The organism is Roseivirga misakiensis (assembly GCF_001747105.1).
GTDB lineage: Bacteria > Bacteroidota > Bacteroidia > Cytophagales > Cyclobacteriaceae > Roseivirga > Roseivirga misakiensis.
The window spans coordinates 1,754,571-1,778,931 of the sequence record NZ_MDGQ01000005.1; the positions used below are offsets into that span (position 1 = coordinate 1,754,571).

26 protein-coding genes are annotated in these 24,361 nt (G+C 40.1%); 16 read left to right on the forward strand and 10 right to left on the reverse strand.

Features of this window, described 5'->3' with window-relative positions; genetic code table 11:
• The first annotated feature begins 64 nt into the window (after positions 1-64).
• Genes BFP71_RS15120 through BFP71_RS15140 form a run of 5 tightly spaced genes read left to right on the forward strand, consistent with a single transcriptional unit; the run spans position 65 to position 5,673 of the window.
• The gene (locus BFP71_RS15120) at positions 65-2,983 is read left to right on the forward strand and encodes an FAD-binding and (Fe-S)-binding domain-containing protein (RefSeq protein ID WP_069836280.1); all 2,919 of its coding nucleotides are present in this window, start codon (positions 65-67) and stop codon (positions 2,981-2,983) included.
• A complete protein-coding gene (gene modA / locus BFP71_RS15125) occupies positions 2,980-3,735 on the forward strand; it encodes a molybdate ABC transporter substrate-binding protein (RefSeq protein WP_069836281.1) in 756 nt (251 codons plus the stop codon). The genes BFP71_RS15120 and modA overlap by 4 nt, the downstream gene beginning before the upstream one ends.
• The gene (locus BFP71_RS19180) at positions 3,732-4,133 is read left to right on the forward strand and encodes a TOBE domain-containing protein (protein WP_088125065.1); all 402 of its coding nucleotides are present in this window, start codon (positions 3,732-3,734) and stop codon (positions 4,131-4,133) included. The genes modA and BFP71_RS19180 overlap by 4 nt, the downstream gene beginning before the upstream one ends.
• On the forward strand, positions 4,130-4,801 hold the full coding sequence (gene modB / locus BFP71_RS15135) for a molybdate ABC transporter permease subunit (protein WP_069836282.1): 672 nt from the start codon (positions 4,130-4,132) through the stop codon (positions 4,799-4,801). Before BFP71_RS19180 ends, modB begins: the two co-directional genes overlap by 4 nt.
• Entirely contained in the window at positions 4,798-5,673 is an 876-nt protein-coding gene (locus tag BFP71_RS15140) for an ATP-binding cassette domain-containing protein (protein WP_069836283.1), read from the forward strand. The genes modB and BFP71_RS15140 overlap by 4 nt, the downstream gene beginning before the upstream one ends.
• A 7-nt stretch (positions 5,674-5,680) precedes the next feature.
• On the opposite strand, the gene BFP71_RS15145 is transcribed toward BFP71_RS15140, so the two are convergent.
• Entirely contained in the window at positions 5,681-6,064 is a 384-nt protein-coding gene (locus BFP71_RS15145; protein WP_069836284.1) for a hypothetical protein, read from the reverse strand.
• A 117-nt stretch (positions 6,065-6,181) separates the two neighbouring features.
• Entirely contained in the window at positions 6,182-6,538 is a 357-nt protein-coding gene (locus BFP71_RS15150; protein WP_069836285.1) for a DUF6249 domain-containing protein, read from the reverse strand.
• A gap of 153 nt (positions 6,539-6,691) precedes the next feature.
• On the opposite strand from BFP71_RS15150, the gene BFP71_RS15155 reads away from it, so the two are divergent.
• A complete protein-coding gene (locus tag BFP71_RS15155; protein ID WP_069836286.1) occupies positions 6,692-7,252 on the forward strand; it encodes an RNA polymerase sigma factor in 561 nt (186 codons plus the stop codon).
• Complete coding sequence (locus tag BFP71_RS15160) at positions 7,249-7,638, forward strand: hypothetical protein (RefSeq protein ID WP_069836287.1); 390 nt, start codon at positions 7,249-7,251, stop codon at positions 7,636-7,638. Before BFP71_RS15155 ends, BFP71_RS15160 begins: the two co-directional genes overlap by 4 nt.
• Here the strand turns inward: BFP71_RS15160 and BFP71_RS15165 are convergent.
• Complete coding sequence (locus BFP71_RS15165) at positions 7,635-8,663, reverse strand: oxygenase MpaB family protein (RefSeq protein WP_069836288.1); 1,029 nt, start codon at positions 8,661-8,663, stop codon at positions 7,635-7,637. The genes BFP71_RS15160 and BFP71_RS15165 overlap by 4 nt on opposite strands.
• 237 nt (positions 8,664-8,900) lie before the next feature.
• On the opposite strand from BFP71_RS15165, the gene BFP71_RS15170 reads away from it, so the two are divergent.
• The 4 genes from BFP71_RS15170 (at position 8,901) to tyrS (ending at position 12,843) form a co-directional block, all read left to right on the forward strand.
• Positions 8,901-9,773, forward strand: coding sequence for a TolB-like translocation protein (locus tag BFP71_RS15170; RefSeq protein ID WP_069836289.1), 873 nt, complete (start codon positions 8,901-8,903; stop codon positions 9,771-9,773).
• Positions 9,774-9,910: 137 nt separating this feature from the next.
• Positions 9,911-10,966, forward strand: a complete 1,056-nt coding sequence (locus BFP71_RS15175) for a ParM/StbA family protein (protein WP_069836290.1) — start codon at positions 9,911-9,913, stop codon at positions 10,964-10,966.
• On the forward strand, positions 10,966-11,481 hold the full coding sequence (locus BFP71_RS15180; RefSeq protein WP_069836291.1) for a bactofilin family protein: 516 nt from the start codon (positions 10,966-10,968) through the stop codon (positions 11,479-11,481). The genes BFP71_RS15175 and BFP71_RS15180 overlap by 1 nt, the downstream gene beginning before the upstream one ends.
• 75 nt (positions 11,482-11,556) lie before the next feature.
• Complete coding sequence (gene tyrS / locus BFP71_RS15185) at positions 11,557-12,843, forward strand: tyrosine--tRNA ligase (protein WP_069836292.1); 1,287 nt, start codon at positions 11,557-11,559, stop codon at positions 12,841-12,843.
• 74 nt (positions 12,844-12,917) lie between these two features.
• Here tyrS and BFP71_RS15190 read toward each other — a convergent pair whose 3' ends face one another.
• The 7 genes from BFP71_RS15190 to BFP71_RS15220 all read right to left on the reverse strand — a co-directional run bounded on the left by BFP71_RS15190 (position 12,918) and on the right by BFP71_RS15220 (position 20,274).
• A complete protein-coding gene (locus BFP71_RS15190; protein WP_069836293.1) occupies positions 12,918-13,775 on the reverse strand; it encodes a DUF4249 domain-containing protein in 858 nt (285 codons plus the stop codon).
• A 9-nt stretch (positions 13,776-13,784) separates the two neighbouring features.
• On the reverse strand, positions 13,785-16,136 hold the full coding sequence (locus tag BFP71_RS15195; protein ID WP_069836294.1) for a TonB-dependent receptor: 2,352 nt from the start codon (positions 16,134-16,136) through the stop codon (positions 13,785-13,787).
• A gap of 143 nt (positions 16,137-16,279) precedes the next feature.
• On the reverse strand, positions 16,280-17,068 hold the full coding sequence (locus BFP71_RS15200) for a patatin-like phospholipase family protein (RefSeq protein WP_069836295.1): 789 nt from the start codon (positions 17,066-17,068) through the stop codon (positions 16,280-16,282).
• Positions 17,069-17,102: 34 nt separating this feature from the next.
• A complete protein-coding gene (locus tag BFP71_RS15205; RefSeq protein WP_069836296.1) occupies positions 17,103-17,951 on the reverse strand; it encodes an MBL fold metallo-hydrolase in 849 nt (282 codons plus the stop codon).
• Positions 17,952-17,959: 8 nt separating this feature from the next.
• Entirely contained in the window at positions 17,960-18,622 is a 663-nt protein-coding gene (locus BFP71_RS15210) for a hypothetical protein (protein ID WP_069836297.1), read from the reverse strand.
• Position 18,623: 1 nt separating this feature from the next.
• Complete coding sequence (locus tag BFP71_RS15215; protein ID WP_069836298.1) at positions 18,624-19,295, reverse strand: DUF6090 family protein; 672 nt, start codon at positions 19,293-19,295, stop codon at positions 18,624-18,626.
• Between the two features lie 85 nt (positions 19,296-19,380).
• Positions 19,381-20,274, reverse strand: a complete 894-nt coding sequence (locus BFP71_RS15220) for an acetyl-CoA carboxylase carboxyltransferase subunit alpha (protein ID WP_069837106.1) — start codon at positions 20,272-20,274, stop codon at positions 19,381-19,383.
• A gap of 187 nt (positions 20,275-20,461) precedes the next feature.
• Here BFP71_RS15220 and BFP71_RS15225 point away from each other — a divergent pair, with 187 nt between their 5' ends.
• The 5 genes from BFP71_RS15225 (at position 20,462) to BFP71_RS19520 (ending at position 24,306) form a co-directional block, all read left to right on the forward strand.
• A complete protein-coding gene (locus tag BFP71_RS15225; protein WP_069836299.1) occupies positions 20,462-21,541 on the forward strand; it encodes an AI-2E family transporter in 1,080 nt (359 codons plus the stop codon).
• 12 nt (positions 21,542-21,553) lie between these two features.
• Complete coding sequence (locus tag BFP71_RS15230) at positions 21,554-22,450, forward strand: FAD:protein FMN transferase (RefSeq protein WP_069836300.1); 897 nt, start codon at positions 21,554-21,556, stop codon at positions 22,448-22,450.
• A 38-nt stretch (positions 22,451-22,488) separates the two neighbouring features.
• A complete protein-coding gene (locus tag BFP71_RS15235) occupies positions 22,489-23,838 on the forward strand; it encodes a Gfo/Idh/MocA family protein (protein WP_069836301.1) in 1,350 nt (449 codons plus the stop codon).
• 22 nt (positions 23,839-23,860) lie between these two features.
• Complete coding sequence (locus BFP71_RS15240) at positions 23,861-24,067, forward strand: PLDc N-terminal domain-containing protein (RefSeq protein WP_069836302.1); 207 nt, start codon at positions 23,861-23,863, stop codon at positions 24,065-24,067.
• Between the two features lie 62 nt (positions 24,068-24,129).
• Positions 24,130-24,306, forward strand: a complete 177-nt coding sequence (locus tag BFP71_RS19520) for a PLDc N-terminal domain-containing protein (protein ID WP_394331368.1) — start codon at positions 24,130-24,132, stop codon at positions 24,304-24,306.
• Positions 24,307-24,361: the final 55 nt, after the last annotated feature.

A 24,361-nucleotide genomic window follows, 5' to 3' on the forward strand; every position in this document is an offset into this window, starting at 1 on the left:
ATAGAAGTAAAAACTAGGGTGGTATTCTTCCAGAATAGCGGCATTCCTTATAATTTGCTGACTGATGAGTTTAAGCGACTTAAAAACATCCCTTTCAGGGGAATTATTCACTGACCAGACCACCCGTAAACTTTACGCCACGGACGCCTCAGCCTATCGCGAGTTACCGCTTGCCGTAGCCATTCCTTCCAATAAAGAGGACTTAATTACCCTAGTGCACTATGCACGCAAAAACAAGACATCACTTATTCCAAGAACCGCGGGAACTAGCCTTGCCGGTCAAGTTGTGGGGAATGGTATCGTTGTAGATATCTCGAAACACTTTAATCAGATACTCGAGGTAAACGCTGATGAAGGTTATGCTTGGGTAGAGCCTGGTATCATTCGTGATGATTTAAATAAGCATTTAGCACCTTACGGTTTCTTCTTTGCTCCTGAAACATCTACCGCGAATAGAGCAATGATTGGTGGCATGATTGGTAATAACTCATGTGGCTCTAATTCTGTGACTTATGGCAGTACGAGAGAACATTTACTTGAAGTAAATACTATACTGGCAGATGGTAGCGAATCTTGGTTTGGCAACGTAGATTCCAATGCTTTTCTTGATCGTTGTAATGGCCTTTCCGTCAGTGGGGAATTACAGAATAACATCTACTTTGAAACGCGAGAAATTCTCCGGAATGAGGTCAATCAAAAAGAGATAATCGAGGGCTTCCCAAAGGCCGATATACCTAGAAGAAATACTGGTTATGCGTTGGATATGCTCTTGCGCCAAGTACCATTCTCCCCTTCAGGGTCGCCTTTCAATTTTTCTAGTTTAATCGCAGGTTCCGAGGGTACGTTATGTTTTGTAACGGCTGCGAAGATTAAACTGACACCACTACCTCCCGATAACAAAAGACTAGTCTGCATACATTCCGAGACTATAGACGATAGTTTAAAAGCGAACCTTGTTGCCCTAAAATATGAACCATCGGCCTGTGAGCTCATGGACCACTACATTTTGGAGGCGACAAAACGAAACGCGATGTACAATGCGTTGCGCTTTTTTGTACAAGGTGATCCGCAAGCGATACTTGTCGTTGAGTTGAATGGCGAAAACAGTGAGGAAGCCGATAAAAAAGTAGCAACACTCATAGATGACCTAAAAGCACAAGGGCGTGGATATGCCTACCCTGTCATTAAGGGCGCTAAAATCAAATCGGTCTGGAACCTTCGAAAAGCAGGCTTAGGGCTTTTGTCAAACATTCCTGGTGATGCCAAACCTGCACCTGTCATAGAAGATACAGCCGTTGACGTCGAAGATTTACCAGCTTATATCAAAGAATTCAATGAAATTCTAGACAAACACGGTCTCTACTCGGTTCATTATGCTCATGCTGGCTCAGGAGAATTACACCTCCGCCCGATCATCAACCTAAAGACCGCTGAAGGTCAAAAGCAATTCCGGGTTATTGCTGAAGAAATCGCGACGCTGGTAAAAAAGTATAAAGGATCACTCTCTGGTGAACATGGTGATGGCAGACTGAGAGGAGAATTTATACCCCAAATGATCGGTGAGCATAACTACCAATTGGTCAAAAAAGTAAAGGAAATTTGGGACCCCGAAAATATCTTTAATCCGGGTAAAATCGTCGATACGCCTCCAATGGACACCTTTTTAAGGTATGAGAAGGATCAAGAGACTAAAGAATTTGATACAAAATTCGATTTTACACCTACTGACGGTATTCTGCGTACTGCCGAGCTATGCAATGGTTCTGGAGACTGTCGCAAGTCAGAACTAAGCGGTGGTACAATGTGCCCTAGTTACATGGCCACTAGAAATGAGAAAGACACTACTCGAGCGCGAGCCAATATTCTTAGAGAAATCCTAACCCAATCCAACGAGGAAAATCCATTTGCGAATGATGAGATAAAGGAAGTTATGGATCTGTGCCTTTCCTGTAAAGGCTGTAGTTCAGAATGTCCATCCAACGTGGATATGGCCAAATTAAAGGCCGAATGGCAATACCAATATTACCAGAAAAATGGTGTCCCAGTTAGGGCTAAGCGCATCGGAAACTTTTCTAAACAGATGAAGCTCGCCAGCAAAGTCCCATGGGCCTACAACTTCATTTTCGGCAATGACTTCACAGGAAACTTGGCAAAATCAGTCGCTGGTTTTGCCAAAGAGCGAAGTATGCCAAAATTGTCAGAAAAGACGCTCAATCACTGGTTAACCAAAGATTTTAAACCGAATATTTCCGATAAAAAGGTCTACTTCTTCTGCGATGAATTCACCAATTACAATGATGCTGAAATCGGAGAAACGGCCGTAAGACTATTGGATAAGCTAGGTTATCAAGTGATTTATGTGCCTCATGCCGATTCTGGTAGACCTCAATTATCTAAAGGCCTATTGGACGACGCGAAAAAACTGGCAGAGCAAAACATCGCCATATTCGATGAGCTATTGACAGCGGCCACACCTTTAGTTGGGGTTGAACCATCAGCAATACTGACTTTTAGAGATGAATACATTTCTTTAACGCGGGGTGAATTACAAGAAAAAGCGACTAGAATCGCTCAGCATGTCTTCACAATTGAGGAATTTTTGGCCAATGAATTTGATGCGGGTCGAATTTCAGCAGAAAGCTTTACTGAAAAATCACAATTGATTAAAGTGCATGGACACTGCCATCAAAAGTCACTTTCGTCGATGGTTCCGACTAAAAAGCTGTTATCCCTACCGAAAAACTTTAAGGTCCATATGATACCTTCAGGCTGTTGCGGCATGGCAGGTTCTTTTGGTTATGAAAAAGAGCATTATGAGGTCTCTATGAAAATCGGAGAACTCGTTCTCTTCCCTACCGTTAGAAAACAACCTGAGGAAGTGCTAATTGCAGCGGCTGGTACAAGTTGTCGTCATCAGATCAAAGATGGAACCGCCAGAACAGCCCTTCACCCAGTAGAAATACTTTGGAATTCATTGCGATGAGACAAATCGGCTTAGTGCTTTTCTTGGCTATCACGGCATTATCTTGTTCGAAAGATACTGATCCAACGCTTCGTGTGGCTACTTCAGCCAACATGCAGTTTGCCATGGAGGCACTCGAAAAAGTCTTTGAAAAACAATCCGGTCACGAAATTGAGGTAATACTAGGTTCTTCTGGGAAACTCACATCACAAATTGTTGCTGGAGCGCCGTATGATTTATTCTTTTCAGCCGATACAAGGTTCCCCCAGAAACTTTTCGATGATGGTATTAGCGATCAAGCACCGAAGATCTATGCCTACGGAAAATTGGTTGTATGGTCAGCGCTGGACTCCGTACTCTCAAAAGATCAGGAAGCTGAATTAAGGACGATGAAAATGGCACTAGCCAATCCAAAAACGGCACCTTACGGCCAAGCTGCCATAGAATATTTGACAGCCACCGGTGATATCGATAAAATAAACGATCGCCTCGTTTTTGGAGAAAGCATTGCTCAAGTCAATCAATTTTTGCTCACAGGAGCCGTCAGACTGGGCTTTACATCCAAGTCTAGCATTTATGCCGAAGCTTTTCAAGGAAAAGGTCAATGGACCGAAATCCCTACCGAGATGTATGAGCCGTTGGCCCAATCCATGATTATTTTAGCGCAACGAGAAGCGCTCGGTCAACAGGCACAGGAGTTTTATGATTTTGTCCTTTCTTCTAATGGACAGAAAATTTTGGATAACTTCGGTTATTCGACTGTCAACAATTGAATACCCTAAAAGCCGAAATATCATCTATTAATACCAAAGGAAGTTTAAGTATTGTCACGCTTAAAGCTGCTGGTCAAGTCCTGACTTCCATGGTGATCGATACTCCTGAAACTTCGGACATTTTGAAAGTAGGTAATGTGATTAACGCCTTGTTCAAAGAGACCGAAGTAATCATTGGCTTAAGTCAAGAACAAGCTCTAAGCGTTGAAAACAAGCTAAACGGGACGGTTCTATCTTTAGAAACCGATGAATTGCTCGCTCGTGTAGTGATTCAAATTGATACAGCGCTTATATCTTCCATTACCACCACTTCAGCCTTAAAAAAGCTTAATTTGGCCAAAGGAACGGCAGTATTTGCCATGATCAAGTCTAATGAAATCATGTTATCGGCGATATGAATTGGGAACCCATCATATTGACTTTAAGACTAGCCGCCGTCACTACAATACTCTTGCTGTTCATTTCTATACCGATCGCCAATTGGTTGGCTAACACTAAGAGTAAGGCAAAACCGTTTATTGAAGCCGTTATCAGTATGCCTCTTGTGCTTCCTCCTACAGTATTAGGATTCTATTTATTGATCGCGTTTAGTCCAAACAATGGTTTTGGTGCCTGGCTTGATCAAACGCTCGGACTTAGCTTGATTTTCTCTTTTGAAGGACTCGTCATAGCTTCTCTGATTTACAGCTTACCATTTATGGTCCACCCAATACAATCCGGTTTATCGAGCCTACCTCAATCTATTTCGGAAGCCTCATTTATGATCGGAAAATCTAAGTTACAAACCTTGATCCGCGTGCTTTTGCCCAATATCAAACCTTCGATTATTACAGGTATAACCCTTTCATTTGCGCATACGATGGGTGAGTTTGGTGTTGTGCTAATGATTGGAGGCAACATTCCAGGCCAAACGAAAGTAGCTTCCATTGCTATTTATGATGAAGTAGAGTCACTCAATTACAGCGCTGCCAACAACTATGCGCTTATCTTACTGATTTTCTCCTTCCTGGTGCTTTTATCAGTCTATATGATCAACAATGGGGCACTTAAACGTTTTTGGAAATGATAGACTTATCCATCCGTAAATCATTAGAAAGCAACGTTGGTAAGTTCAGCATTACAGCGGCAATTACATTGGCCAAAGGCACACTCACCGCAGTTCAGGGACGATCTGGGGCTGGAAAGACATCTTTATTAAGGCTAATGTCGGGCTTAATTACGCCTGATCAAGGCCGTATATCTTGTAATGGCGTAGATTGGTTCAATTCGGAAAAACAGATTAACCTTTCAGTGCAAAAGAGAAATATCGGTTATGTTTCTCAAGATTATTCACTTTTCCCGAATATGACGGTTTTAGGGAACCTTGAGTTTGCTTTACCAAAAGGAGAAAGCAAGGCATATTTGAATGAATTGATTGAAATAATGGCCCTGGGAGACTTGCAGAACGTGAAACCCAAGTTCCTATCAGGCGGACAGCAGCAACGTGTTGCTTTGGCCAGAGCGCTTGCACAAAGACCCGCTCTACTCCTGCTAGATGAGCCCCTCTCCGCTTTAGACCCCGAAACTAGAAGGAACCTGCAATCGCATATCCTAGCGTTACATCAGACCTATAACCTCACTACGCTTATGGTGACACATGATACTGCCGAAACACTAAAATTGGCAGATCATGTATTAGTCATGGAAAACGGTGCGATTATCAAAAGCGGTAAACCCACAGAAATTCTAGCAAACCAAGGGCTAAGTGGTAAATTTCAGTTTACAGGCGAAATAGTGGATATCCGACCTGAAGGCGTAGTTAGCATTGTATCGGTGCTTATTGGGAAAGATTTGGTGCGCGTGATATCAGAAAAGGAAGAGCTGAAGGACTTAACGATTGGAGACAAAGTTCTAGTCGCTTCTAAGGCCTTTAACCCTATTTTAAAGCGACTAGACTAATTTAGTTTTATTGATCCCCATCGCAGGAGTCCAAAATTTTAACAGGGTAAATCGGTTCAGGCATATTTGAAGGAATCGCTAAACAGACTATGCAATTGGCATGCTCCTCTGGTTCGGCAATCGTTATGAAGAAGCTGCCATCAAGCATCTCTGAAAGATTATCATCACAAGAATCGAAAATGGCACCGATTACATTTGTGTAAACTTGACCATCAGTACTCGTCCAAGTACTTAGCTTTAGGTTTTCTCCACCACTAATCACTTCCAATACAGCATTACCGCAAATGTGAGTGATTACTTGTACTTCAATACAATCAGGGCTAGCCTCATTCTCGCAAGATTGGAGGTAAAAAAATGTAACCACTAAAAGGGAAAGATAAATTCGTTTCATAGCATGTCGTTGTTCTATTTCTTTGACCCCAATCAGCTATGTAAGGTTGTAATGAAAATTAAAAAGCCATCAATCGGTATACGAAAGATGGCTTCAAATTATTTACTTCAAAAGGTCTTACTGTTCCTTTTTAATCTCTTGCTTCATAAATATAAAGTAGATTAAAAAGCCTAGCGATGCAGCTGTAATTACGATTCCGTAGGCGGCCGTTGAATCATAATAATAATCCATAGAGTTAATGATAATCAATCCAATTCCACTAAAAAATAAGATTAACCCCCATTTTAAGGATGTATAATAGTTTTCCTTAGCACCATCCTTTAACAACTCCATAGCCTCTTCATTAATCAGGCCCGCCTCAATCATTCTTCTTCTTAAACGATAACTCGTGATTCCCTTTATAATGCCTATTGTTGTAAACCCTGTGAAGGCAAAAGTGATCAAAACAGTGAGTACAATATCAAAACCTTCCATAATTCTGTTATTTAAAATTCATTTGCCTCATCAGACATCAGTGGTTTTAGGAATGTTGCAGTTTAAGTGAAAAAAGTTTTCGATCTTAATATTTTTTAGAGTAATCAGGTTTTGCTGCAACATAAACCTGATGGATTTTGTCTAACGGCTCAAATGGATGATCAGTCGCTGGTTAAAAGCGTTTTAAGGGGCAATGACCAGGCTTTCGAATTTTTAATTCGAAAGCATGAGAAGTTGGTGTTTCACATGATCCAAAAACTGACCACAAATCACGTCTTGGTTGAGGAACTCGCTCAGGATGTATTTATGAAGGTTTATGAGAAGCTGCCAGGGTTTCGTTTCAACAGTAAGTTGTCTACTTGGATTGCCACGATCGCCTACCGCCACACCATCAATACCTTGAAGAAAGAGAATAAAATGACTTATCAAGACATGGAAGAGATAGATGAGGGTAATTTCTTTAAAGAATCTACTACACCAGAAGACTTATTGACTGCTGCCAATACTTCGGCATTTGTTCAGAAACAGATAGAAAAATTACCAGCGCATTACAGAAACATACTTTACCTGTTCCATATCGAAGAAATGACTTACCCAGAGATTGTTGAAATCACTGGAATGCCCGAAGGAACGGTCAAAAACTATCTTTTCAGGGCCCGAAAGTTACTCAAGGACCAATTATCTAAATTTGTAAATAAGGAGGAGTTACTATGAAAAGTAAAAGAGGAATAAACGACCAATTAGACTTCGATCCATCTGAAGATAATCACTTGTACGAGGTTCTTTTCCAACAAATTGAACAAGAAGAGGATATTTCCATCAACCCCAAATTCTCTGCTACCATCCTTGAACAACTCAAACGAAAGCGTAAAAAGGAGGCCCTTAGGGAGAATATCTACTTTGGGTTAGCGATTGCTGGCGTTTTTGCTTTTGGGTTTACAGTACTACAAGTGATCTCTTCCTTTGGCGGAAATTCTAATACCTTTTTACCGAAAATAATCTTGCCTGCTACTGGCCTAGTTTCACTAATCGTAATTTTTCAATTAGTTGACCATAAGCTCTTAAAGAGAAAAAGGTTTAAAAGACACCTGGGTATTTAAAGCTTTGTTTCTTTGAACCGCGTATAAGCCGCCGCATAAGAGTCTTGGGTATTGAAGAAATAATTTCTGAAACCAAGGAATAACTGATAAGGCTTAAAGACGGCCCTATCGAAGTCATTTATTTCCAGACCTATCATATTAGATATATAGTTTCCGATCAAAAAGTTCATAAAGGTTTTGACCTTACCCTCTAACGGCGAGTTTATCGTAGCGAATTCATAATACTTCAAAAGAGACATAGTCAGGGTTTTACCCGCTTCTGAATATCCGAATTGTCGCTGTCTAATTTTGCGTTCTAAAACCGCCGCCTCTCTGTTATTTTCGGGTAGTAAAAGCGGGTCTAAACCGAGTAATTCGCCTATTTTATTCCAATAATTAATATAACCGAAAGCGCTCTCAGCTGTCATCAGTTTACCGAGCTTACGTAATCCTCTGATTGTTAGCAGGGAAAAGGACAAATTTGTGCCTGCCATATCTTCTTGATTCACTGGTGCACCAAACTTCTTATTATCCCAAGTTTTGTCTTTGCTTACATACCATCTAGTGGCGGCGTGCATTAACCTTACCTTAAGAATACTCATTAAGGCCTTTCCTTCAGGCTTAAAAGCATTCTTGTGTGTAACATCAAAAACAAATTCTGCGGTATCGTTCAGTCGTTGTGCCGGGTTTTCAAGGATTCTATTTGACCTGACGAGTACTTCTGCCCCATTTTTAGCGGCATAACAGTACGGCAAAGACATGAATCCAAGCAGTAGCATAATATCAGAGGCGAATTCATCAAAGAAAGCCTGCCCTTCTGCCAATACGCCTTCATCCAATTGATCGATTTGCTTTCGCATAGACGTTAAAAGATCAACAAGGGATTGATCTGCATTGGATGAGAGTTCATCTGTATTGTTCACTAGCCCTTGCAGCTGCTCTTGCAATAGTGCTTTCTTTTGAGGAAAGTATTGTTGGATGACTTTGTCGGCTAACTCATCTTGCTTAAAACGTAATGAGTCCAATATATCTTCTGAGTATTTCATGTCTTGATGTCAATCGCCAACCTACTTACTTACACGTAGGAAGCTAAAATTAGGCTGGATTTGTATAGCTCAAAATATGAGCACACTCTTTTTATATGAATACAATAATCTATTAATCAATATTTTAAGTAAAATAATATGAAGTGATTATTTATACATGAATAAAAACCATTTGTAGAAAGGTCTGATGTGGTACAAAACCAATTTACTATCTTATGCACCTAAATATTGATCATCATGAAAACTATACTCCTAGCCTTTTGTTTGTTGCTTTTTGCTATTCCAAGCTTTGGTCAGGCACCGCCAGATACTGATATTTTCGTTTTCGACATGAAAGAAAAGAAGGGTAAAATCACACTTTCGAACGGAAAGAATGTGACGAACAGAAGTGGTTATGACAATCAACCTGTTTTCTTTGAGAACGATTATTTAATGTATTCCTCCCACATTGATGGTCAGAATGACATTATGATCTTAGATCTTTATGAAAACAAACTGACCAACCTTACACAGACGAAGGAAAGCGAATACTCTCCATTTCCAATACCTGGATATGGTAGTTTTGGAACCATTCGGGTAGAAGCAGATCAAACTCAACGCTTATGGATGTTTCAAATGGACGGCAAGAAATCACCTAAAGTGGTTTTCGAAGACCTAGCTCCTGTAGGATACTTTGCATGGAATAAGGACAACGACGTTTTAATGTTTGTTTTAGGGCGTCCAGCTACCCTTGTATTGGCCAATGCGAATGAAGTAGACGATAAAATCATAACTAAAAATATTGGACGTACCATTAAACTTATTCCTGGTTCTAAAGACTTTGCCTTTGAACGTAGAGAAGAAAATGGCGATGTTGTCATTTACAGGTTAAATGATGAAACCAAGGCGTTTACAGAAGTGATTAAAAAGCCTTCTGGTGCGAGCGATTGGGCGATAACACAAGAAGGAACCTACATTACTAGTGCTGGAACTAAGCTTTGGATGTACAACCCGAAAAGTTCAGAAACATGGCAAGAAGTGATCGATTTGGGAAAACAAGCCGAAAAAGGCATCACCAGAATGGCTGTAAATGCTAAAAATAAGCGGCTGGCAGTAGTCATAAATAATTAGCATACCACTTAATTTCTAGAGCTACAGTATTTCAAAAAATTAGTTGGTTTTTTTGCTTCCATAAAGACCAAATTGTGATTTATACGTATTATTGTTGACTCAAAACGAATTCAATTTTTCAAGAATCAAACAACACTATGTTCAAAACCTACACATTTCCAAGTGTATTTGAAGGAAACAACACAGATCTAAGGAATGTCTCTCCTGATCTAATCAACGGTCTAAAATTGTATCATAACGGCGATGGTTACGTTGTTGGAAACCTTGCCTTGACAGAAGGAGTTTCTCCTCACAGAAATATCAACAGTGCTCCTGACGAGCTAGATTATAACTTATTACTAAAATCAGGAATGTTGGTGGCCAACCAAAAATTGGGTAACCCATTGACAATTTCTACTGGTTTTCCTTTTTCCACTTTTCAATTATACAAAGAGACTGCCGCTAACTTGATCAATGCTCAGCATGTAGTAGAGTATGATGCAGCAACTTATGGAGGTGGCACGAGAAAAAATGTACAAATCGAAATTGATCACGTACAGATTATACCAGAAGTTATCAGTTGTGCTATCGCTTTAAGGAAAGGGCAGCATCAAGCGAATGGTAACTTTTTCGTGATTTCACTGGGTTATGGTACACTAGAGGGGCTATTGAGCACAGAAGGTGGTATTGTCCAAAGAACATCCCTTTCAACGTACGGTTTGCGATACGCTGTTAATTTGTTAGAGAAAGAACTAGCAAAGACTTACTACTTGGAGCTTAAAACTGAGCATCAAATTGATGCAGCTTTCCAAAAAGGCGTGATTTTCTTGAATAGAAAGCGAATTGATATCACAGAAATGCGAAATAAAGTCTTGAGACAGTATTACGAAGATGTGATTTCACCAGCGATGAGAAAAGCATTTAATGACAATGACTTTACGATATCTCACGATATGTTCCTTGCCGGGGGTGGTGCTATGTACCCACAGCTGGTAGACTGTTTCAAAACTGAATTTCAGGATATTTTGGAATTAGAAGTTGCACACGAACCTCAATCGTTAGCGAGCCGTGGTTATTGCATCAACTCAGCTCAGCTCAATGGCGGTGTTAAGAGTAGTGCAGTTGGTTTGGATATCGGAAACGCGACTACAATTGTATCGATTTTCGATGATCATAATGGAAGCACTGAATCATCTATTCCATCGGCATACTAATGAGCAAAAGAGATCAATCATCGGCTAATAACCCTTCTACCTACATTACGCAGGTTAGACACGGCTCTGTAATTTCGGGCAATATGAAATCCGAACATAGTATCCGCGTTGATGGCTATGTTACCGGTGACTTGGTGTCCGATGAGCGCATAATCATAGGAAACCATGGTGAAATTGGCGGCAACTTAAGTGGCAACGAGATCACCATTGAAGGTTATGTGAATGGTGACGTTATTGCAAAGGGGCTTTTGCATTTATCGCAATCGGCGCGCGTATATGGAAAAATATATGCCAAGCATATTTCTGTAGAAAATGGCGCCGAAATGAATGGGAAGATCAATGTTGGCCAAAAGATCGAAATGCCAGAACTCAATAGTAGCTCTCCGTCGAGGTCTAACAGACAAACTCAAACACCATCTCCTACTCCAACACAACGAAAAACAAATGTCTTTATCCCATCTAAAAACGTAGATGACGAAGGCAAAACAGATAATTATGGAAGTGTAGCCTGGTAAAACAGGCTTTTTCCCTTCCTACCTTTTACCCTAGCAAGGCATATTCTATCTTTGCTGCCCAAATCTTACAAATTAATGAATAACCCACTGGTTGAAGAATTGAATTGGCGTGGAATGATCCACGATATTATGCCAGGAACAGCTGAGCAATTATCCAAAGAGATGACATCTGGCTACATTGGATTTGATCCTACGGCCGATTCGCTACACATAGGGAACTTAGTTCCAGTGATGCTTTTGGTGCATCTTCAGCGCGCAGGCCATAAGCCATTCGCACTTGTTGGTGGTGCCACCGGTATGGTAGGCGATCCATCTGGAAAATCTGCTGAACGTCAGTTGTTAGATGAAGACGTTTTAAATAAAAACCTAGCCGGTCAAAAGGCGCAATTAGAGAAGTTCTTGGATTTTGATTGTGGCGAAAACTCTGCAGAAATCGTGAATAACTACGATTGGTTCAAAGACTTTACATTTTTAGACTTTATCCGTGATGTGGGGAAACATATTACGGTGAACTATATGATGTCTAAAGATTCTGTAAAGAACCGGTTAGAGGGCGGCATGTCATTTACTGAATTCACCTATCAACTTGTTCAGGGATACGACTTTTACCACCTCTACCAAAACAAGAACTGTAAGATACAGATGGGTGGTTCTGATCAATGGGGAAACATTGTTACCGGTACCGAACTGATAAGAAGAAAAGCTCAAGGAGAAGCTTTTGCACTTACTGCGCCACTGATTAAGAAAGCAGACGGCTCTAAATTTGGTAAATCCGAAGGTGGAAACGTTTGGCTTGATAAAAACAGGACTTCGCCTTACAAATTCTATCAATATTGGCTTAATACTTCGGATGAAGACGCCAGCAATTTCATTAGAATTTTCACGCTGCTTGAAAAAGAAGCAATTGAGGCACTAGAAGCAGAGCATGCAGAGGCACCGCATATGCGGGTGATCCAAAAGGCTTTGGCTGAAGATGTTACTCGAAGGATACATTCAGAAGAAGACTTGCAAATGGCGATTAAAGCTTCTGGAATTCTCTTTGGTAAATCGACTACCGAAGATTTGGTATCGCTAGATGAGGCTACTTTACTTTCCGTTTTCGAAGGTGTACCACAAGTGACGATACAAGCTTCTGAACTTAGTGCCGCTGAGAACTATATCGATTTGCTTTCGATGACTACAAAGGAAGTCATCTTTAAATCAAAAGGTGAAGCTAGAAGAATGCTTCAAGGCGGAGGTGTTTCTATCAACAAAGCCAAAATTGGAGATATGAATGCTAAGCCCGTTTTAGATTTGCTGCAAGGGAAATACTTTCTAGCGCAGAAAGGGAAAAAGAACTATTACCTAGTCACTGTCGAGTAATTACAGTAGAGATAATAAGCAAAAGGGCAATGTATGCATCATACATTGCCCTTTTTTATTGAGTTAAAATACATTTAGTCGTCACGCGGATCTTCGATCAAGATTTGTTCTCTCGACACCGCACTTACTTGAAAATAGCCCAATGCACCATTACTTAGATTATTTCTAGGGTCTGCTGGTGGCGGGCTAAACATACCACCATCATTATTTAGCAAATTGAAAAGATCGGAATAGAAAATGAAGGCCTCTTGCGTAAGACTGTACATTTCCACTTCCACCATTTCTCCAAGCTTATAAAACCCTGCTATCTCTAAATCATCAATCCTCTCTCCTAGCAAATCGTCATCTGAAAAATAGATATCGGTCGGAAAGTCTTTAACAATCTCTCCGTCGTTGTAAAACTTAAAAAGGTATTGATCTTTTCTATCTTGAGGCTCACTGGCATAAAACAAAACCTCATAGTAGCGACCTTCCTCCTCTGGTTCTTCTAATTCTTCAAAGTCGATGGTAACCGTTAAGGAGTCAATTGCCGTGACTGGTAATAACTCTTCAGCAGCCGTATACTGTTCACCATCTACTGCGACAGACAAGCTGTAAGTAGTTCCAATTTGACCTTGAAATGGAGTAATTGGGTAATAAAAGCCCTCCTCTTCTGGTAAACCATTTGGGTTATGCACGAACGAATATGTATTTCCATTTTCGTCCGAAACCGATACTGTCGCATCTTCAATTCGTTCAGCAGGACCATTAGTATAAAAATCTCGTGTTCTGGTCAGTTTCACGTAATGTCCGTCTTGCTCATTGGTCACCAAGCCTTCAATTACCACGCGTTCTTCCAATTGGCCTAAGTCTAACTGAACTGTTTCCTCGCAACCAAATACCAGTAGTGCGACAAAAGCTAAAAGCGATATATATGTTCTTTTGAATTGCATCTTTAAGTCTTAAAATTTGATATTGAATGTAACTGATGGAAGTATTGGGAATAGATAGATCAACCTGGCCTCTTTTTCCGTTCCGTCGCCTATGACATTGTCATCGTCATCTAACCTAACCCTCGTGTAAATTGAAAAAGGATTTTTGCGACTGTAAACGTTGTATAAGGAGAAGACCCATGAAGTCTCATATTTCCGATCCTTATTCTTTTGAGGCACCAAAGTGGCACTCAAGTCGACTCTGTGGAAGTTAGGTAGCCTAAATCCATTTCTTTCCGTGATCACATCTGCAATCTGGCCATCGCTAAATTCATATGATCCAGACGGTAACGTGATCGGTCTTCCTGTTCCATATGTGAATGAACCACCAAAAGTCCATTTATCACTGAAATCATATGTTCCTATAACATTCAGGTTGTGACGTCTATCATGGTTCGCCACAAAAGTTCTGTTTAAGTTAACGCCTTCCACATTTCTTGTGACTCTAGACAGTGTGTATGCTACAAAACCTGTAAGCTTCCCTTTGTTCTTTTGGAGCATTAATTCTAGCCCATATGCTTCGGATGTTCCCTGACGAAATTCAGTTGAAAGGTCCTGATTAAAGAAAATTTGTGCGTTATCAGCAAAATCGGTTACGTTTTGAATATCCTTGTAAAACGATTCTACCGAGAACTCATATGCATTACCGCCGAAGTTCTTGAAATAACCGATTGCTACTTGATCGGCAGTTTGTGGCTTCAAATAGGTAGAACTCGGCGCCCAAGTATTGAATGGCAGTGGTACTGTTCCACTAGAAATCAAATGGGTATTTTGAACCATTCGATTGTAACTCGCCTTCAAGCTACTGTTATTATTTAATAGCAGTCTGGCTGAAAATCTCGGTTCAAGGTTTACATATGTTTTGATGTTTTCAAAGCTTCCATACTTCACCGAATCTATCCGTATCGGATTCACATTATCCAGCTTATCGAAATAAGTGTAAACAGTGTTTTCACCTATATTTTGAAAAATTGAAAGCCGTGCACCGTATTCAAATGTTAGCTTTTCGCTGATTTGATGCTGAAGGCCAAAATAAGCCGCATGATCTAAAGCAAATTCTTCTTGAAGCTCTGTTTCTTTAAAAATTGACTCTTCAGATGGTACAATTTTGCCTGGAGCAAATTTCCTGTACGTCAAATGATATCCAAAATCTAGCGTCAGTTTGGGGTTAAAAAAGTAGTTCAAATCTTGCTTTAAACTGTATTCTTGAAGGTTTGAATCCCACTGGAAGCCGTCGGACTGTTCTGTAGAGCCTAAACCATAATCAAAGCTACTGGCTATGAAAGAGGTATTGGAAAACAAGCGATCGTTAAAGAGATGATTCCATCTAAATGTGGCGGTTCTATTACCCCAGTCAAATCCAAAGTTACCGTCAAAATTGAAATCATCTCGACCAGAATACAGCGCCAAGAAAAAGCGGTTCTTATTATTCGCCCGCCAGTTCACTTTGGCATTTACATCATAAAAATAGACTAGATTCTTCTGATTCGCTGCTCTTAAAGCTAAATCAACATAAGATCTACGAGCGGAAACGATGAAGGAGCTTTCCTCTTTCTTAATTGGTCCTTCGAGCATGACGCTACTGGCTAGCAATCCTATACCCGCTTCCCCGCCGAACTCTTTATTGTTACCATCTTTGGTGCGTACTTCAAGAATTGAAGAAAGTCTACCACCAAAACGTGAAGGAATTCCACCTTTGTAAAGCTCCGAGTCTTTGATAACATCAGCGTTAAAAACTGAAAACAAGCCGAATAAATGCGATGGGTCATAAACGGGTGCCTCATCTATTAAAATCAGGTTTTGATCGGCACTACCGCCTCTTACAAAGAAACTGGAGGTTCCCTCTCCTGCTGAGACTACTCCTGGTAGCATCTGGATTGTTTTGATCACGTCAGGTTCGCCAAAAAGCGCAGGCAACTTCTTCAATTGCTCAATATTTACCTCATTCCTACTCATTTGAATATTGGTAACATTGGCATCCTCACGTTCAGCTGTAACGACCACTTCGCTTAGTTCAACAGTTTCTTCTTCTAGATTAATGTTGAGCGATACGTCCTTATTAAGCTGAACTTTCTCTGACTTTCTTTGAAAACCGATATATCGGTATTCAATAGTGTAATTGCCCTCTGGCAACGTAATCGAATAGAACCCATAGGCGTTGGTGTTTACCCCTCCTCCGGTTTCTTTGATTAAAACCGTTACGCCAATGAGCTCCTCTCCTGAGCTGGCATCTCGAACGTAACCGTTAAGTGTGAATTTGTCTTGCGCCCTAGATTCGTTAAAAATAAATAGGACACACATTAAGCATATTAATACTCGCATAGTGTTGTTGTGTGATTGAATTATCGGACTTTCCGATGACCTTTTCTGTTAGACGGGTGAAAAATTAGATACACGTATAACAGACTATAATATTTCTCTATTTAAGTCGATCGAAATGAAAAAAGGTTGTAGAATTCGTGAAATTATTTCACCTCAGTGCTCAAAAGCTGTTGAATGACGGCCTCATCTTTTTGGTTCTCGAATATGTAATGTGTGGCCTCGTAGCCTAAATCGAATATCTCTTGGCCCATTTTTATATCAAAGGTACCGAAGGCGCGTAAGCCTTTGGGTTCGATTAATAAATCACACATAGAGGCACTTTTTGCCACATTAGCACTAAGACTCACCATGGAAATTCTCTCAATCATTTTTTTGGTACCGCCTAGTTTCTCTTCTTTTAAAACAGGAGACGCATTCACCCCAATGACTACATCGCACGCCGATCTAATAGATTCTACGGGAAGGTTATTCACTATTCCGCCATCTACGTACAAATCGCCATCAATTTTAATTGGGTCAAAAACGAAAGGAATACAGCACGAGGCCATCATTGGTTTTACGAGTTCTCCGCTCTCAAATACCTGAGGTCGTCCTGTATTTAAGTTAGTCGCTACAATTTTCAAAGGGATTTTAGTGGCCGAAAAGTCATCTTTTTTAAAGTGCCTTCTGAAGACATCCTCACTCCGACTCATGCTGAAGATTCCTTTCCAACTAAAGGCAGGCCAAACGATCTGAAAGAGGTTAGTCTTAGAAACTATTTTCATAATCTCAGCTGGTGCGAATCCATTGGCGTAGAATGCGCCTACTATTGAACCAGCACTTGTGCCAGCTATATAGTCTACAGTAATACCGAGCTCTTCTAAGGCTTTCAATACGCCTAAATGGGCAATTCCTCGTGCCCCACCTCCGGATAACGCTATACCAACTTTCATGCGTTTTATTTAACGTTCAAATGCAACTTTAAGATCAAAGTATTTCGCTCAAAGGAAAGGTTCTGTCTAACCTTACTCCTTTCTCCGTCCTTTTTACAGTACAACATTCGTTGACCGCATCATGTTCGAGAAAAAGAATGTATTCATTATCGGCGGCTTCCTCTAAAAACTCGCCCTTCTCTTTTAGTGTAATCAGTGGCCTAGTATCATACCCCATTACATATGGCAAAGGAATATGTCCAACAGAAGGAAGCAAGTCAGCCATAAAAACTATCGTTTTCCCCTTATACTTAATTTTGGGTAGCATTTGCTTATCAGTATGACCATCTACGGTATGTATATCGAATTGTGCGAATGGAGAGGGCTTTTTAAAGTCAATAAATTCTAAATGACCACTTTCTTGAATCGGCAGTATGTTTTCTTTTAGGAAAGAGGCCTTTTCACGAGCATTTGGCTCCGTAGCCCATTTCCAATGGTCTTCATTCGACCAATACTTTGCATTTGGAAAATGTAGTGCTAAGCTATCTCGATTATCTCCAGAATAATCAACTCCACCGCCACAATGATCGAAATGAAGGTGTGTCAAAAACATATCCGTCACATCGGACTTATCGAAACCAGCCGCGTTTAAAGAAGCATCAAGGGAGTCGTTACCATGAAGATAATAATGACTAAAAAACTTGGCATCCTGTTTATTACCAATACCATTATCGATCAAAATAAGCCGATTACCATCTTCAATTAAAAGACAACGCATGGTCCATGTGCACATATTTCGTTCATCGGCAGGATTTGTTCTCTCCCATAGCGATTTTGGCACCACACCAAACATGGCGCCGCCATCCAATTTGAAATTTCCTGTATTTATAATGTGCAGATTCATTTGCCTAATTATTCTAAGTATGCCTTTAGTCTAGGTACCAAAGTATTAATATCCTCTAGTGTACGACTGTAGATATCTAGTTTTTCTTCTTTCAAATCACGCCAGCGACCTAGCAGGTTTTGAAACTCTAAATCTTGAACAAACTTAGTATTCGGTGCCCGAGCAATAAAATAATCAGTGTTTTTAGTCAAATACGGATCCATATGCTCGTCAATATAATTCTGGCTGATTTCCAAAATTCTATCGGTTTGAAATGTTCTGATTCTGTAGAAAAAGCTAATATCGCTCCTGACATCGAAGTCCGTGATTATATCCAGTTTCCCGCCGCTTTTAAGAATCTCATAGGTATTGCTATTGATAAGCCAATTATTTCGGTTCATGAAATTACCGACATACCACTGTATTGAATCATTACCATAATCCTTATTACGGCAAATTTCCATAAATGCCTCCACCCTTTCTAGGTTCTCCTCAATATTGGCAATTTGATAAACAAAGGCCGCGCTATCGGATTCAAGGTCGTTGATCATGGTTCTGACGAATTCATCCCCCATGCTTATTTCTTTACTTCGCTCTCCCCAATTGCTTAACCAAAACGCAATCGTAATACCGATAATGACAATGAAAATTTCGAGTACAATGGCCAAAAATGAATCTCGCTTTAACTTCATACTATTTTAAATTTTCAATTCTCACAATTAATGAATCACACTTGGCTATCATCTTTTGATAGGCCATTTGCCGACCGCTCAAAAGGTTATAATAACTACCCAGCAGGTTAAATGCTTTTTTGGTCTTTAAAGGCGCATCATCCAAGATACCATTTTCACTTTTATCCCTCGTAAATTCAATATTTGATATGATATAAGGCTGTATATGATTATCTGATAAGTTTTGCACCACCCTATCGGCTCTTTCCAATTCCTTATATTCTACATTATATAAGTCGGACAAATCGGCGCGAAGCTCAAAATCTTGAATTAGGTTTAAATCTCCCGAGTTAACCATTGAGGTATATGTCCCATTTTTTGGATAAAAATGAGTCGCTAAATATCCACTCGTCGCATGGTGGAACTTGTAAGATTCTAAAGGAGCGTTGGTTCCTATAAAGTAGAATACTTCACCAACGTAACGCAATACGGTATTGGTAGAATCGTAGATCAGCTGCAAATCTGTTCTATCCTTTTCTAGGTCTGATTTGATCGAGTTCAGATAGTTTTGCTCTAGTTTTCTTTCCTTTTTCGAGTCAGACCACCCCTCTAATGTAAAGGCTATACTTATGCCGATGATGACGACAATCAGTTCTATAAAGTGCTGTTTCCAGGAAATTTTTTGCTTGGCCATATTTATAGTATCTGACGGAAATTAGCCAAAAACAAAAAGACCACAAAGCAAGGCTTCGTGGTCTCTTATAACTGGGGTTAATTATTTATTCTACTACTTCTCCCATATCAGAGAATTTATCAATTCTAGCATTGATACGTTCTGCAGGAGACATGGCTGAAAGTGTATTTATTTCTGCCAAAATTCTATCTTTTAGAGTTTGATACATCCAATTCGGGTCGCGATGAGCGCCGCCTAGTGGTTCTTCGATGATACCATCAATTAGCCCGAAACTTTCCATATCAGTTGCAGTTAGCTTCAATGCCTCTGCAGCTTGTTCTTTATAATCCCAACTTCTCCATAGAATGGATGAGCATGACTCTGGCGATATTACGGAATACCAAGTATTCTCCATCATAAGCACTCTGTCTCCAATGGCAATGCCTAACGCACCACCCGAAGCACCTTCACCGATAATGATGCAGATAACAGGAACTTTAAGCATAAACATCTCTTTGATGTTTCTAGCAATCGCCTCGCCCTGCCCTCTTTCCTCGGCTTCTAGGCCCGGATAAGCACCTGGAGTGTCAATTAAAGTAACGATCGGCCTGCCAAATTTCTCAGCCATTTTGAAGAGTCTCAAAGCTTTTCTGTAGCCCTCAGGGTTGGCCATTCCAAAGTTTCTCATTTGGCGCTGCTTGGTATTTCTACCTTTCTGCTGGCCCACGAACATCACCGATTGGCCATTTAGTGTACCAAATCCTCCAACCATTGCTTTGTCATCTTTCACTGTTCTATCACCGTGAATTTCGACAAAGTCGTCTGTCATGTTGTAGATGTAATCGAGTGTGTAGGGTCTTTCCTCGTGTCTTGACAACTGCACTCGCTGCCAACGGGTAAGGTTCTTATAAGTATCAACTTTGAGCTTTTGAATCTTTGCCTCAAGTGCCTTTACAGCTTTTGAAACATCAACTTGACTGCTTTCGGCGAGTTGCTTCATCTCAGTCAGTTTACCTTCTAGCTCTATTATGGGTTGTTCAAATTCCAATGTCGTCCGTTCTTAATTGGTGAAGCTACAAAACTAAATATTAAACTGCTTTCCAACTTAATTTTTTACGATAAATGCCAGTACATCTTTTTTACCTATTTTCAGGATTTGGTAGATTAGACTTATTGCGAGCAGTTTTATGACGGAAATAGACAATTCCAACCTTCGTACGATAAAAAACATACTAATCCTCTTTGCGGCGATTTTGGTGATTGTGATTATAAAAACGCTATCAGGTCTACTAATCCCTCTCGCTTTCGCCCTTTTTGTGGGTATTTTACTCTCACCGATCATTGAATTCCTTGAGCGGAAAGGATGGCCTTATTCAGTTAGCATTACCGTAATTACCATTCTTACGCTAGGTTTTATCTTCTTAATCGGTCTTGTTGTTTTCGATACTGCTACCCAAATCGTCGCTGAAAAGGGAAAACTTCTTTCCCAAATGGAAACTCGTTTTGAAGTCATTTTAAGTCAAATTGAATTTATTCCGGGTGTTAAAGAGCTCGAAGCCGATGGTTTTACCAATGCGCTTAACCGCATAATTTCAAAAGATTTCATTATGAATACATCTGGAGTAGTCGCGGGTCAGCTAGGTACATTCACTTTTAACTTTATACTGAGCGCAGTTTATCTAGTGGCCGTGCTGGGTAGTATTGTGAAGTATGAAATGTACATTAACTATCTAGAAGGTGACGATCAACATGGTAAAGAGCGACTCATTAATTCATTTGTGGAAGTGAAATCTTCTATTGTGAGCTACATGAAGGTTAAGTTCTTCACAAGTTTCTGTACCGGACTGTTCTTTGGTGTACTAAGCTGGATATTCGGCATTGACTTCGCCCTTTTCTGGGGATTTCTAGCCTTCTTACTCAACTTTATTCCAACGGTAGGTTCAATTGCCGCTACAATTCCTCCGGTGCTATTAGGCCTAATTCAAATTGATAGTAGTGGCTCTTTTGTTTTATTTATTGCCTTACTGATCGCCACCCAGTTCGTTTGGGGAAACATTATTGAGCCTTTATTAATGGGCTCTTCTGTAGCGCTAAATACGGTCACAGTTATTCTAGGGCTAGTTATATGGGGCTATATCTGGGGGATTTCAGGGATGCTCCTATCTGTACCACTCATTGTAATGGCTCGCGTGATTCTTGCACAAATTCCAGATGCAGACCTGTTGGTGAAACTCATGGGCAGAAGTAAACTTAAAGAAGCAGAGTAAGCCGACTTGGACATGAAATACTCCTATGAGCATAATGCCATGGCGACACAATTCACGCTCGTTGTTGCCAATGAAACGGAAGAATACGCCATAAACGCATCAAGGCAAGTTTTTGACTTGATTGACCGCTTAGAGCATCAATTGAGCCGTTTTATTCCTGACGGTGATATCGCGCGAATTAACCGCATGAAAGAAAACGAGCAAATGCCGCTCGACTTTGAGACCTGGGAGCTATTAAAAATGGCCATTGACGTGACGCTTAATACCGGTGGTGCTTTTGATATTGGCATCGCCAAACACATGGAAATCTTTAGAGCTACTAAGTCAGGTATTTTAAATGAGTTTGAAATGACGACCGCTTTAGAACAGGTTCAGAAAGAAAAAGCAGCGTCAAGCGTTTATATCGATCCTGATAAACCGATGGCTTATTGCCTGCAACCTGGCGTCCAATTCGATTTAGGTGGTATTGGAAAAGGTTATGCCCTAGACAAAGCGAAAGGGCTTTTGGACGAACTAGGTATCCATAACTTTTCTATTAGTGCAAGTGACAGTACAGTACTTCTCAATAATCAACCTGAGGTAGTATCGCACTGGGACTATACGATCGCCAATTCTAAAGACAAAATGGACCTTGAACTGAGTAATGTGGCAGTTAGCGCATCAGGAACTTCTTTTCAAGGCAACCATATATTCGACCCAAGAACAGGTTTAAATGAATTGACATCTAATCATAAACGGCTGTGGGTAGCTGCCGAAACTGCTGTACACTCAGATGCTTATGCAACCGCTTTTTTCATCCTAAATGAGGCTGAAATGGAAGAAATCATAAAGTCAAGTGATAAAATTATCTGGGTGGCTTATACAAAGGATGGAAACCTAAAATTGCTTACAAAAAATAATTTATCTTAGAAGACAAGAATTCAAAAACAACTCACTTTTTAAAAGGCATGGAGAATACAGGAAGAAGAACGTTCATAAAAACCTCAGCGCTAGTCGGAGGTGGATTATTATTAGGAAACCCTTTTAACATTACGGCTAACCCATTCAAAGTCGCTGACAAGGTAAATATTGCTGTAGTAGGTTGTGGTGGTCGTGGTCGAGGCGTTATTTTCAGTAACATCCCTAAAATTCCGAGTGCAAACCTAGTTGCGGTTTGTGATATCGTTGAAAGCCGAAGAGAGCGTTCTAAAGATCGATTTAATAAGCAATACAATACAAAAGTGAAGGCTCACGAGGATTTCTATGAAATGCTCGAGAAAGAAAATTTAGATGCAGTTGTGCTAACCACACCTGATTTCTGGCACATGAAACATGCCGTAGACGCCTTGAATGCAGGATTACATGTCTATTGTGAAAAGGCAATGTCTAATAACATTAAGGATGCTAGAAAAATGGCAGAAGCCATGAAAAGCACTGGTAAATTGCTCCAAATCGGTCGTCAAAGGCGATCAAATGACCGCTATAGATTTACCCATCAAATTCTATTGGAGCAAGAAAAGATGTTTGGTCGATTGACTCATGCGATTGGTCAATGGAACCGATCTGAAATATGGACTCAGCGCCCTAACAAAATGGATAAGCTGGACTTGAAAAAGCTTAAAAGGTTCGGTTTTAACACTGTAGACGAAGTTTATAACTGGAGAAACTATAAGGCGCTTGGTGGCGGTGTAGTTTCTGATTTGGGCTCACACCAGATAGATATTTTTAACTGGTTTTTTGGAGCTTTCCCACATACCGTTTATGCAGCTGGCAACAACTCATATTTCGGTTTAGAACAAGCTGATACCATGGCCACCATATTGGAATATGATACACCGAATGGTCCAGCGATCGGTATTTACGAAAACATCTCTAACTCGAGAGCTGTAGGTGTTTACGAACGTTTCATTGGAGACGATGGTGCATTTATAATCTCTGAAGGCAAAGACAACAAGATTTATCGCGAATCTAAAGTAGCGGCTGAAAGCTGGAAAAAGTACATTGACAAAGGCTACATCGCTAACCTAGCGGATATGCAGCAATACAAAGAAAAAGAGTCAGGCGACTCTGGAATCAAGGAAACTGCGCCTCAGATCAGTTATGACATTAAGGACATGAATGATATGGACAAAGTTTACAATTTAGCTGCGCATACGGCCCACCTTTACAACTTTGTAGAGTCAGTAAGAGAAGAAGAAACTTTAAATTATGACGCTGAAGAGTCTTATAAATCAGAAGTATGTATTTATAAAATACATGAAGCGATCAACAAAGGTGGACAGCGTATCAAAATCAGTCCAAAAGAGTATAAAATATAGATACTAACAAGAACTTTATACTATGGGACCAGCAAGCGCTACTGTATTTTTTGTATTGTATGGAATCCCCGCAATTATCATTATCTCGGCTCTGATAAGTGTGCTAAAAAGTGAATTCAAAGTAGAGCAAAATAAGCTAATATGGGTGATAGTAGTCATTGTACTTCCAGTATTAGGAGCCTTACTCTATTTTGCTATTGGTCGCTCCCAAAGAATTCAACTTGAATAACTTGAGTGCCGTGAAAAATGACTTTCTAAAAATTTAAATATACGCCTATGTTCTTTATGCTAATGCTCTTGTACATCATCCCCTTTCTAATTGTATTAGCAGCATTGATCGACATTGTGAAAAATGAATTTGAACCAAGTCAAAATAAATTGATCTGGGTCATAGTAGTCATTCTAATCCCTGTTTTGGGATCAATTCTCTACTTTTTTATTGGAAGAAGCCAGAAGGTAGGAAGTTAAAGAATCAAACTTCCCAATCTTTTTTGTGGTCACTCACTTTCTTATTTGGAAGAAT

Coding starts and splice junctions, on each gene's coding strand:
- BFP71_RS15205 (WP_069836296.1), bottom strand. CDS start 17,951: ATGAATCTGCACATTATAAATACAGGAAATTTCAAATTGGATGGCGGC.
- BFP71_RS15240 (WP_069836302.1), top strand. CDS start 23,861: ATGGGACCAGCAAGCGCTACTGTATTTTTTGTATTGTATGGAATCCCC.
- BFP71_RS15160 (WP_069836287.1), top strand. CDS start 7,249: ATGAAAAGTAAAAGAGGAATAAACGACCAATTAGACTTCGATCCATCT.
- BFP71_RS15140 (WP_069836283.1), top strand. CDS start 4,798: ATGATAGACTTATCCATCCGTAAATCATTAGAAAGCAACGTTGGTAAG.
- BFP71_RS15180 (WP_069836291.1), top strand. CDS start 10,966: ATGAGCAAAAGAGATCAATCATCGGCTAATAACCCTTCTACCTACATT.
- BFP71_RS15195 (WP_069836294.1), bottom strand. CDS start 16,136: ATGCGAGTATTAATATGCTTAATGTGTGTCCTATTTATTTTTAACGAA.
- tyrS (WP_069836292.1), top strand. CDS start 11,557: ATGAATAACCCACTGGTTGAAGAATTGAATTGGCGTGGAATGATCCAC.
- modB (WP_069836282.1), top strand. CDS start 4,130: ATGAATTGGGAACCCATCATATTGACTTTAAGACTAGCCGCCGTCACT.
- BFP71_RS19520 (WP_394331368.1), top strand. CDS start 24,130: ATGCTCTTGTACATCATCCCCTTTCTAATTGTATTAGCAGCATTGATC.
- BFP71_RS15235 (WP_069836301.1), top strand. CDS start 22,489: ATGGAGAATACAGGAAGAAGAACGTTCATAAAAACCTCAGCGCTAGTC.
- BFP71_RS15170 (WP_069836289.1), top strand. CDS start 8,901: ATGAAAACTATACTCCTAGCCTTTTGTTTGTTGCTTTTTGCTATTCCA.
- BFP71_RS15165 (WP_069836288.1), bottom strand. CDS start 8,663: ATGAAATACTCAGAAGATATATTGGACTCATTACGTTTTAAGCAAGAT.
- BFP71_RS15190 (WP_069836293.1), bottom strand. CDS start 13,775: ATGCAATTCAAAAGAACATATATATCGCTTTTAGCTTTTGTCGCACTA.
- BFP71_RS15175 (WP_069836290.1), top strand. CDS start 9,911: ATGTTCAAAACCTACACATTTCCAAGTGTATTTGAAGGAAACAACACA.
- BFP71_RS15150 (WP_069836285.1), bottom strand. CDS start 6,538: ATGGAAGGTTTTGATATTGTACTCACTGTTTTGATCACTTTTGCCTTC.
- BFP71_RS15155 (WP_069836286.1), top strand. CDS start 6,692: ATGGATGATCAGTCGCTGGTTAAAAGCGTTTTAAGGGGCAATGACCAG.
- modA (WP_069836281.1), top strand. CDS start 2,980: ATGAGACAAATCGGCTTAGTGCTTTTCTTGGCTATCACGGCATTATCT.
- BFP71_RS15210 (WP_069836297.1), bottom strand. CDS start 18,622: ATGAAGTTAAAGCGAGATTCATTTTTGGCCATTGTACTCGAAATTTTC.
- BFP71_RS15215 (WP_069836298.1), bottom strand. CDS start 19,295: ATGGCCAAGCAAAAAATTTCCTGGAAACAGCACTTTATAGAACTGATT.
- BFP71_RS15145 (WP_069836284.1), bottom strand. CDS start 6,064: ATGAAACGAATTTATCTTTCCCTTTTAGTGGTTACATTTTTTTACCTC.
- BFP71_RS15220 (WP_069837106.1), bottom strand. CDS start 20,274: ATGAAGCAACTCGCCGAAAGCAGTCAAGTTGATGTTTCAAAAGCTGTA.
- BFP71_RS15120 (WP_069836280.1), top strand. CDS start 65: ATGAGTTTAAGCGACTTAAAAACATCCCTTTCAGGGGAATTATTCACT.
- BFP71_RS15225 (WP_069836299.1), top strand. CDS start 20,462: ATGACGGAAATAGACAATTCCAACCTTCGTACGATAAAAAACATACTA.
- BFP71_RS15230 (WP_069836300.1), top strand. CDS start 21,554: ATGAAATACTCCTATGAGCATAATGCCATGGCGACACAATTCACGCTC.
- BFP71_RS15200 (WP_069836295.1), bottom strand. CDS start 17,068: ATGAAAGTTGGTATAGCGTTATCCGGAGGTGGGGCACGAGGAATTGCC.